6 protein-coding genes are annotated in these 8,715 nt (G+C 64.9%); 5 read left to right on the forward strand and 1 reads right to left on the reverse strand.

Annotated elements, in window-relative coordinates:
* Positions 1-24 precede the first annotated feature (24 nt).
* Positions 25-1,530 carry a TolC family outer membrane protein gene (locus KVT32_RS05860; RefSeq protein WP_152383946.1) on the reverse strand — a complete coding sequence of 502 codons (1,506 nt, stop codon included), beginning with the start codon at positions 1,528-1,530 and terminating at the stop codon, positions 25-27.
* Positions 1,531-2,060: 530 nt separating this feature from the next.
* Here KVT32_RS05860 and leuC point away from each other — a divergent pair.
* From leuC to KVT32_RS05885, 5 genes are all read left to right on the forward strand, one after another.
* Positions 2,061-3,464 (forward strand): 3-isopropylmalate dehydratase large subunit, encoded by a 1,404-nt coding sequence (leuC, locus tag KVT32_RS05865; protein ID WP_056315809.1) that lies wholly within the window; start codon positions 2,061-2,063, stop codon positions 3,462-3,464.
* 23 nt (positions 3,465-3,487) lie between these two features.
* A complete protein-coding gene (gene leuD, locus KVT32_RS05870) occupies positions 3,488-4,138 on the forward strand; it encodes a 3-isopropylmalate dehydratase small subunit (RefSeq protein ID WP_056315812.1) in 651 nt (216 codons plus the stop codon).
* Positions 4,139-4,168: 30 nt separating this feature from the next.
* Positions 4,169-5,245 (forward strand): 3-isopropylmalate dehydrogenase, encoded by a 1,077-nt coding sequence (leuB, locus tag KVT32_RS05875; protein ID WP_056315814.1) that lies wholly within the window; start codon positions 4,169-4,171, stop codon positions 5,243-5,245.
* A gap of 248 nt (positions 5,246-5,493) precedes the next feature.
* Entirely contained in the window at positions 5,494-6,624 is a 1,131-nt protein-coding gene (asd, locus tag KVT32_RS05880; protein WP_152383948.1) for an aspartate-semialdehyde dehydrogenase, read from the forward strand.
* A 327-nt stretch (positions 6,625-6,951) separates the two neighbouring features.
* A partial coding sequence (locus tag KVT32_RS05885; protein WP_217617819.1) for a FimV family protein occupies positions 6,952-8,715 on the forward strand: 1,764 nt, incomplete at its 3' end.

The raw sequence follows: 8,715 nt of genomic DNA on the forward strand, positions 1-8,715 counted from the left end.
GGGCCTCCTTGCGGCCTGCTCCGATCAGGGTCGGGCGGCAGGCGAGTTCACCGGCACCAGCGTCGGGGGAAGGGTGCCTTCGTTGTAGTGCACGCGAACGGGAGCCAGGCGGGCGGTGTCCGGAACGGTCGAATTGCACAGCTTGATCACTTCGTCCGACACTTCCAGCTTGCCGTTTTCCTCGGGCATTTCGTTGCGCGCGGGTTGCAGCGCCAGCGCCGGCAGCAGGGTGTGGGACAGCGCCAGCCAGCGATACTGCGCAAGACGCAGATCATAAATGGCATTGGTCAGCGCACGGCGCGATTCGAACAGTTCATTTTCCGTGTCCAGCAGGTCCAGCAGAGAGCGCTGGCCAATCTGGAACTGTTGCGCGTACGCATCACGCACCTTGGTCGTGGCCACTTCGTGGTCACGCAGGAAGGGCAACTTCTGGCTCAGGCTGGTGATGTTGTTCCAGGCCACGGCCAGGTCCTGCTGCACGTTGCGGCAAGTGTAATCGCGGATGTCGCGGGCGGCATACGACTGGTTGGCGGTCTGGCGCACGCGGGCGGAGTCGGCGCCGCCCCGGTACAGGTTGTAGCTCATCACGACCTGGACGCTGGAGCTCTGGATGTCTCGGCTTTGCGGGGTCGGGTCATTCTGGTCGCGGCCGGTGTTTGCCACGAACTCGAACTTGGGCGAGAACGCGCCCTTGGACGACTGCACGCCCGCCTGCGCGGCCTGCAGGCTGGCCTGCTTGGACAGGAAGCTGGGATTGCGGCGCAGGGAGTCATTGAAGTTGCCCGGGGCCTTGGGCAGCTTGTCGGCGATATCCGGAGCCGGCAGCATCGATTCGGGCGGCAGGGCGCCGGTCACGCGCTGAAAGCGCTGCTGCACGTCCAGCAGGTTGGCCGTTTCGGTCATCAGGTTGGTCTGGGCCAGCGACAGGCGGCCACCGGCCTGCTCCAGGTCGACGCGACGGCCCACGCCGGATTCCGTGCGCTCGCCGATCTGCTTGAGGGTGTTTTCGTGCAGCGAATAGTTCTGGCGGGCCAAAAGCTCCATGTCGCGGTAGCGCTGCAGGTCGATGTAGGCCTGCACGGCGGTGAACGCGGTGTTGTCGCTGGTGGCCAGCACGTCATAGAAACGGGCCAGCTTGTCAAAACCGGCCTGCTTGACGTCGTTGGTGGTGCGAAAGCCGTCAAAAATCAGCTGGCGCAGCTCGACGCTCCAGCCGGGGCGGTTCCAGCTCTGCGAGCCGACGCCGGGCACGTTGTTGCGCCATTCGCGGCCCAGATAGCCTTGCGCATTGATCTGCGGAAAGTAGGCGGCGCGGGCGACGGCCTGGCCTTCCAGGGACGCCTGGAAGTCGTGGTACTTGGCCTGGATTTCGGGATTGCTGAGCAGGGTCTGCTCAACGATCTGATTCAACGTCACTTGCGGCTGCCCGGCCGGTGCGGTGGCAGCGGGCGTCGCGGACTGTGCAAAAACGGCAGGGGCAAATGCAAGGGCAAGGACCGAGGTCGTGCTTTTGAGCAAAAACGAAGCCATAGTGATTATTCGCGAGTCAAGTTGAGATTGAATGGCCGCCATGTTGTATGTAAATGTCAGCTTTGGCGAGTCAAGATTTGTTAATTCTTGAGGTTTGTTGCCGGCGGTCCATTAGGTGAATTTCGCGCAACATCTAACTACTTCTTCGAATTTGCACGAACATCGCTCAATCTAAAATCGTTTACTTCTATTAATACGGTTTATTACGCATTATTTCGAAGTGAACGCTTCCAGGGCGTGGGACGATTATATCTATTTGAGAGTTCTGTATCTATTTTGTTTACCAATTTGTATCGATAGTGATTTTTCCCGGGCATTAATTGGCTATGCAACAAGTCAACACAACTGCGGGATGGGCCCCCGGCGAGTCGGTCAGCATGGTAGTGGTAGTACTGGTATATCAGGTGTGCTTGTACTAGGTTTGGTGGCTGGGCATAATTCCCTTCATGCCGCAGCAGCCGGCGCGGCAGGGTAGCGTTTTACCCCTCGCGCCAGGCTCGAGCCGGATTGTCTATTTGCAGAGCGCATCCATGGCCCAAACTCTTTACGACAAACTCTGGGACGCCCACATCGTCCACCAGGAATCAGACGGCACCTGTCTGCTCTATATCGACCGCCACCTGCTGCACGAGGTCACCAGCCCGCAGGCGTTCGAGGGGCTGACGCTGGCGGGCCGCAAGCCGTGGCGCACCGGCGCCAACCTGGCGGTGGCCGATCACAACGTGCCCACGATGAATCGCGCGCAGGGCATCGACGATCCCATCTCGCGCCTGCAGGTGGACACGCTGGATGCCAACTGCGGCAAGTACGGCATCACCGAATTCCGCATGAACGATCTGCGCCAGGGCATCGTCCACGTGATCGGACCGGAGCAGGGCGCCACCCTGCCGGGCATGACCGTGGTCTGTGGCGACTCGCACACCAGCACGCACGGCGCGCTGGGCGCGCTGGCCTTCGGCATCGGCACGTCCGAAGTCGAGCACGTGCTGGCCACGCAGACGCTGCTCATGAAGAAAGCCAAGAGCATGCTCATCAAGGTCGATGGCGAACTGCCCTTCGGCTGTACGGCCAAGGACGTGGTGCTGCACATCATCGGCATCATCGGCACGGCCGGCGGCACGGGTCACGCCATTGAATTTGCCGGCAGCACGATTCGCTCGCTGTCCGTCGAAGGCCGCATGACCGTCTGCAACATGGCGATCGAAGCGGGCGCCCGGTCCGGCATGGTTGCGGTCGACGACAAGACCATCGAATACTTCCGTGGCCGTCCCTTTGCACCCACCGGCGTCGTCTGGGACCAGGCCGTCAAGTACTGGCGCACCCTGCACACCGATGAAGGCGCCAAGTTCGACACCGTGGTCGAAGTCAATGCGCGCGACATCAAGCCGCAAGTCACCTGGGGCACGTCGCCCGAAATGGTGTTGCCGGTGGATTCGCGCGTGCCGGACCCCGACCGCGAAAAAGACGACGTGCGCCGCAGCGGCATGGAGCGCGCGCTGGAATACATGGGCCTGAAGCCCAACACCCCGCTGACCGATATCCGCGTGGATCGCGTGTTCATCGGTTCGTGCACGAACTCGCGCATCGAAGACCTGCGCGCCGCAGCTGTGGTGGCGCGCGGTAAGCGCGTGGCTTCCAATGTGCGCCAGGCGATGGTCGTGCCGGGCTCCGGCCTGGTCAAGCAGCAGGCCGAACGTGAAGGCCTGGACAAGATCTTCATTGAAGCCGGCTTTGAATGGCGCGAACCGGGCTGTTCCATGTGCCTGGCCATGAACGCCGACCGCCTCGAACCCGGCGAACGTTGCGCCTCGACCTCGAACCGCAATTTCGAGGGCCGGCAAGGGCAGGGCGGCCGCACGCACCTGGTCAGCCCGGCCATGGCCGCCGCCGCGGCCGTCGCCGGCCATTTCGTCGACGTTCGCACGTTCCGATAAGCGTCAAGCACCGAGTAGACAACATGCAAGCATTTACCACTCATGAAGGCCTGGTGGCGCCGCTCGACCGCGAAAACGTCGACACGGACCTCATCATCCCCAAGCAGTTCCTCAAGTCCATCCAGCGCACGGGCTTCGGGCCCAACCTGTTCGACGAGCTCCGTTACCTGGACCACGGCGAACCGGGCATGGACAACAGCAAACGCCCGCTCAATCCGGACTTCGTGCTGAACCAGCCGCGCTACCAGGGCGCCTCGGTCCTGCTGGCCCGCAAGAACTTCGGCTGCGGCTCCAGCCGCGAGCACGCGCCCTGGGCGCTGACGCAGTTCGGTTTCCGCGCCATCATCGCGCCGTCCTACGCCGACATCTTCTTCAACAACAGCTTCAAGAACGGCCTCTTGCCGATCGTGCTGTCCGAACTGGAAGTGGCGCGCCTTTTCGACGAAGTCAAGGCGTTCCCGGGCTACAAGCTGAACATCGATCTGGACCGCCAGGTCGTGATCGCCGCGGACGGCCGCGCGATGGGCTTTGACATCGAACCCTTCCGCAAGTACTGCCTGCTGAACGGCCTGGACGACATCGGTCTGACGCTGCGCCACGCCGACAAGATCCGCGCCTTCGAAGCCGAGCGCCTGGCCCGCCATCCGTGGCTCGAAAGCCGCCCCATCGCCTGATCAAACCATCGAACACAGGATCGTTATTCAATGACCCACAACATCGCAGTCCTGCCGGGTGACGGCATCGGCCCGGAAATCGTCGAACAGGCCGTGCGCGTCCTGAAGGCGCTGGATGTGCCCTTCGACATCAAACAGGCGCCGGTCGGCGGCGCAGCCTTCGATCAGTTCGAACATCCGCTGCCGCCCGCCACGCTGAACCTGGCCAAGGAATCGCACGCCGTGCTGTTCGGCGCGGTCGGCGACTGGAAGTACGACAGCCTGCCGCGCGAGTTCCGTCCGGAACAGGCGATCCTGGGCCTGCGCAAGGCGCTGGGCCTGTTCGCCAACTTGCGTCCGGCCATCCTGTACCCCGAACTGGCCAGCGCCTCGTCGCTCAAGCCGGAGATCGTGTCGGGCCTGGACATCCTGATCATCCGCGAACTGACCGGCGACATCTATTTCGGCACGCCGCGCGGCGTGCGCTCGTCGCCGGACGGCGCCTTCACTGGCGAACGTGAAGGCTACGACACGATGCGCTACGCGGAATCCGAAGTGCGCCGCATCGCGCGCATCGGCTTCGAATCGGCGCAAAAGCGCAACAAGAAGCTGTGCAGCGTGGACAAGGCCAACGTGCTCGAGACCTCGCAGTTCTGGCGCGACATCGTCATCGAAGTGGCGCGCGAGTACCCGGACGTCGAGCTGTCGCACATGTATGTCGACAATGCGGCCATGCAACTGGTGCGCAACCCGCGCCAGTTTGACGTCATCGTCACCGGCAACCTGTTTGGCGACATCCTGTCAGACGAAGCGGCGATGCTGACCGGCTCCATCGGCATGCTGCCCTCGGCGTCCCTGAACGCCAGCGGCCAAGGCCTGTACGAGCCCAGCCACGGTTCGGCGCCCGACATCGCGGGGCAGGGCATTGCCAATCCGCTGGCGACGATCCTGTCGGCCGCCATGCTGCTGCGTTACTCGCTGAACCTCGCGCCGCAGGCGGACCGCATCGAGGCGGCCGTGCGCAGCGTGCTGGCCAGCGGCCTGCGCACCGCGGACATCTTCGAGCCGGGCACGACGAAGGTCACGACCGCCGGCATGGGCGACGCGGTCTTGAAGGCGCTTGCCTGATGACGCAAGGGGCCGCGTCCTGATCGCGGTCTCTTAATATATATAGCGAGGCCGCCCCGCGGGCGGCCTCGCTTGTTTTGCCACAGCAAGACGCCGTGTTGGCGGCGCGCGCCGAAAGTCTCTCCTTGCGCTTGCGGCCCCGTTTTTTTCTAGCTGCATCGCAACATCCCTGCGTGCATTCTGATAAATTGTTGAATTGCACGATTTTTCCCTCCTTAGCTTGTCACCCCCTTTAAAGAGCGATTGAAATGAATCAAGCAGTAGGCCTTGTCGGCTGGCGCGGTATGGTCGGCTCGGTGCTCATGCAACGCATGCGCGACGAGAACGACTTCGCACTGATCGAACCGGTGTTTTTCTCCACCAGCAACGCTGGCGGCGCCGCCCCCACTTGGGCGACTGGCGCGGGCCCGCTGCAAGACGCCTACAACATCGACGCTCTGAAAAAACTGCCGATCATCGTGACGGCGCAAGGCGGCGACTACACCTCCGAGGTCTATCCCAAGCTGCGCGGCGCGGGCTGGAACGGCATCTGGATCGACGCGGCCAGCACCCTGCGCATGGCCGACGACGCCATCATCGTGCTGGACCCGGTCAACCGCCCGGTGATCGACGCGGCCCTGAAGCGCGGCGTGCGCAACTTCATCGGCGGCAACTGCACGGTCAGCTGCATGCTGATGGGCCTGGCGGGCCTGTTCAACAACGACCTGGTCGAATGGATGACCTCCATGACGTACCAGGCCGCGTCGGGCGGCGGCGCGCAGCACATGCGTGAACTGCTGACCCAGTTCGGCGAGATCAACCAGTCGGTCAAGTCCCTGCTTGACGACCCGGCCTCGGCCATCCTGGAAATCGACCGCGGCGTGCTGGCCAAGCAGAAGGACGACGCGCTGCCTCACGAACACTTTGGCGTGCCGCTGGGCGGCAACCTGATTCCCTGGATCGACAAGGACCTGGGCAACGGGATGTCCAAGGAAGAGTGGAAGGGCGAAGTCGAAACCAACAAGATCCTGGGCCGCGGCGCAGCCTTCGGCACGCCTGCCACCCCGATCGATGGCCTGTGCGTGCGCATCGGCGCCATGCGCTGCCACAGCCAGGCACTGACCATCAAGCTCAAGCGCGATGTGCCGCTGGACGAGATCGAAGCGCTCATCGCCCAGGGCACGCAGTGGGCCAAGGTCGTTCCCAACACCAAGGAAGCCACCGTTTCGGCGCTGACCCCCGTGGCCGTCACCGGCACGCTGGACATCCCGGTGGGCCGCCTGCGCAAGCTCTCGATGGGCTCGCAGTACCTGGGCGCCTTCACGGTTGGCGACCAACTGCTGTGGGGCGCGGCCGAGCCGCTGCGCCGCATGCTGCGCATCGCGCTGAACGAAGCCTGATGTCGTGCCGGGCGGCTTTTCTGGCCGCCCGCCACGCACAAGAGGCAGTCAGGGCACCTTCGGGTGCCCTTGTTTTTTGGCGCGCTGCTGGATTGTCCAGCCCGCGAAGATGCACCATCGTGGCGCAGCCCGGCCGAGCCCGGCGGGCGACTCGTACGCCAACAAGCGCCGCCCGTGCCCGCCAGCCAACGTGCGCGCCCCTTTCAGGTTTGTGAAATGCGCTTGATCCATTACACTTTTCGGGTGAATTGAGGCCCTTTTTTGCGCGGCAAATGGCGCGAATGGGTCCAGGCCCGTAATTCGATTACAAGAACGGAATTCCAGCTTATGACCCAGCGTTCGCGCCAAGTGAAGCATGCCCGCCGTTTGAAAGCCCTTCAGTGGGCCATTGCGCTGGCGATCGGTTCAAGCGTGTGCGGTTCGGCGCTGGCCATGCGCGTCGGGCATTCGCGCGTCGTTTCCGTGCCGGGCGCGCCGCTGCAAGCCACCGTGGGTCTGCAGGAATTGACGCCCGAAGAGATCAGTTCGCTCAAGGTTTCCATCGCCGATGAAGCCGCGTGGCAGCGCGCGGGCGTCAAGCCGCCGGTGCCGCTTGCCAGCATGGTGGTCCGCGTCGAAGACGGAATGGATCCGACGCGCAAGAATTTGCGGGTGCGGTCCACGCAGGCGCCTGCGGGCGGCGCGGTGGATCTGCTGCTGGACATCAACTCCAGTTCGGGCCAGCGCCAAGTGCAGGTCAGCATCCTGGTGCCGCTGCGCGGCACGGGCGCCGACGTCACACCCGCCGCCGTGGGCGGGGCCGCCCGCGCGGGCGGCACCTCGGGCTCGGTCACGGTGAAGTCGGGCGACTATCTTTTTGCCATCGCCCAGCGCAACGCGGTGCCCAACGCCTCGGTCTACCAGATGCTGGTGGCGCTGTGGCGCGCCAATCCGCAGGCCTTCATTCAGAACAACATGAATCTGGTGCGGGCTGGCCAGACACTCAAGATCCCGGATGCCGCCACGGTGCGCGCCATCGATCCGGCCGAAGCCCGCCGCATCTTCAATGAGCACGCCGAGGCCTACGCCAAATACCGCGGCCGCGTGGGCGCGGCGGCGGGATCGAACCCATCGGTGGTCAAGGGTCAGGACGCAGCATCGGGCACGGTCGCCCCGCCGGCCGACACGGGTGTGTCAACCGCCACGCCGACACAGGACCGCGTGCGCCTGTCGACCGGTCAGGCCCAGGACAGCGCAGCCGCGCAGGCCGAAGCCCAGGCAGACGCCAAGACGTCTGCCGACCGGGCCTTGGCCGACGCGCAAGGGCGAGTCGCCCAGCTGCAAAGCAATGTCGACGAACTGACCAAGGCCGTCGCGCAGCAATCGGGCGCGGCCGGCACGGGCGCGGCGGGTACGGGCACGGCCGGCGCTGGTGCGGCTGGCACTGGCGCGGCAGGTACGGCGGGCGCAGCTGGCACGTCGGGCGCAGCAGGTACGCCCGGTGCGGCAGGCGCTTCCGGTGCAGCAGGCGCTCCCGGTGCAGCAGGCGCTCCCGGTGCAGCAGGCGCTCCCGGTGCAGCAGGCACGCCTGGTACGGCAGGCGCTCCCGGTGCAGCAGGCACTCCCGGTGCAGCAGGCGCTCCCGGTGCAGCAGGCACGCCTGGTACGGCAGGCGCTCCCGGTGCGGCAGGCACTCCCGGTGCGGCAGGCACTCCCGGTGCGGCAGGCACTCCCGGTGCGGCAGGCACTCCCGGCGCGGCAGGCGCGCCCGGTGCAGCAGGCACTCCCGGTGCGGCAGGCACTCCCGGTGCGGCAGGCACTCCCGGTGCGGCAGGCACTCCCGGTGTGGCAGGCACTTCTGGTGTGGCAGGCACTTCGGGTGCAGCAGGCACTTCCGGCGCAGCAGGCACCTCTGGTGCTGCAGGCACTCCCGGTACAGCAGGCGCTCCCGGCGCTGCTGGCGCTCCCGGTGCAGCAGGCACTTTTGGTGCAGCAGGCACTCCCGGCACAGCAAGCACTCCCGGCACAGCAGGCACTCCCGGTGCAGCAGGCACTTTTGGTGCAGCAGGCACTCCCGGCACAGCAAGCACTCCCGGCACAGCAGGCACTCCC

Source organism: Achromobacter sp. GbtcB20, assembly GCF_019091095.1.
In the GTDB taxonomy this organism is placed as follows: Bacteria; Pseudomonadota; Gammaproteobacteria; order Burkholderiales; family Burkholderiaceae_B; genus Achromobacter; species Achromobacter mucicolens.

Bases quoted from the DNA above. Each gene is read 5' to 3' on its own strand.
- KVT32_RS05860 (WP_152383946.1), bottom strand. From the start codon at position 1,530: ATGGCTTCGTTTTTGCTCAAAAGCACGACCTCGGTCCTTGCCCTTGCA.
- leuC (WP_056315809.1), top strand. From the start codon at position 2,061: ATGGCCCAAACTCTTTACGACAAACTCTGGGACGCCCACATCGTCCAC.
- leuD (WP_056315812.1), top strand. From the start codon at position 3,488: ATGCAAGCATTTACCACTCATGAAGGCCTGGTGGCGCCGCTCGACCGC.
- leuB (WP_056315814.1), top strand. From the start codon at position 4,169: ATGACCCACAACATCGCAGTCCTGCCGGGTGACGGCATCGGCCCGGAA.
- asd (WP_152383948.1), top strand. From the start codon at position 5,494: ATGAATCAAGCAGTAGGCCTTGTCGGCTGGCGCGGTATGGTCGGCTCG.